The sequence below is a fragment of the Streptomyces sp. B1866 genome (assembly GCF_031932565.1).
Classification (GTDB): Bacteria; Actinomycetota; Actinomycetes; order Streptomycetales; family Streptomycetaceae; genus Streptomyces.
The window spans coordinates 1-1,244 of sequence record NZ_JAVSCF010000524.1 but is presented as its reverse complement, the minus strand read 5'-3'; the positions used below and the strand labels follow the sequence as shown (position 1 = coordinate 1,244).

The 1,244-nt window shown below is 64.6% G+C and carries 1 pseudogene; it reads left to right on the top strand.

Annotated elements, in window-relative coordinates:
• A pseudogene (locus RKE29_RS29950) lies at nucleotides 1–1,244 on the top strand (beta-ketoacyl synthase N-terminal-like domain-containing protein); the annotation flags it as partial.

Here is a 1,244-nt window from a genome sequence, read left to right as displayed (position 1 = left end):
TACCCCTTCCAACACCACCACTACTGGATCAATCCGGCCGCTTCGCAGGACGACGCGAGTGCTACCCCCGCCACCACCGCCGACTCCCTCACAACGGAACAACCATCCGCGGCAATATTCCGCCGAGAGCTCGCGCGACAGACGCCGGACGAACAACAACAGACCTTCCTCGAAGTCGTCCGCACTCACGTCGCCGCTGTGCTCGGCCACCGGAGTCCGGAAAATATCCAGGCGGAACGCGCGTTCAAGGAATTGGGGTTCGACTCCCTGATCGCTGTCCGGCTGCGCAATCGCCTGTGCGAGGCTACCGGCCTCAGCCTCCCCTCAACGATTGTTTTTGATCATCCGAATCCCGTCGCACTCGCACAGCATGTGCGGCATCAGTTCCTGGGCACGCAGGCCGAAACATTCGACAGTCGCCTTCCGAGTACCACCGTCGATACCGGCGAGCCCATTGCGATCATCGGCATGGCGTGCCGATATCCGGGCGACGTTCGGTCTGCGGAACAGCTCTGGGACCTCCTCGTGGCCGAACGGGATGCGATCTCCGGATTCCCGACCGACCGCGGCTGGGACCTCGATCGACTTTACGACCCGGACCCTGAGCACTTGGGCACGTCATACACCAGGCAGGGCGGTTTTCTTCACCAGGCAGCCGAATTCGACGCCGGTTTCTTTGATATCAGTCCGCGCGAAGCGCTCGCGATGGACCCACAGCAGCGACTTCTTCTCGAAATTTCCTGGGAAGCCTTCGAGCGGGCAGGAATTCCTCCCTCTTCCGTACGTGGAAGTCACACCGGAATCTTCGCCGGACTTGTTTACCACGACTACGGCCAGCGCTTTTCCACCGCTCCGGAGGGCTTCGAGGGGTACCTGGTCCACGGCAGCGCGGGCAGCATCGCCTCGGGCCGGGTCGCCTACACCTTCGGGTTGGAGNCATGGCCTGCCAGGCCCTACGTGCGGGCGAGTGCACCATGGCTCTGGCCGGCGGCGTCACCGTCATGTCCACCCCCACCACCTTTATCGATTTCTCCCGGCAGGGCGGCCTGTCCCCGGACGGGCGGTGCCGGGCGTTTTCTGCGGCGGCGGATGGTACGGGGTGGGCCGAGGGTGTGGGGATGCTGCTGGTGGAGCGGTTGTCGGACGCGCGGCGTCTGGGGCATCGGGTGCTGGCGGTGGTACGAGGGTCGGCGGTGAATCAGGACGGTGCGTCGAACGGTCTGACGGCGCCGAACGGCCCGTCG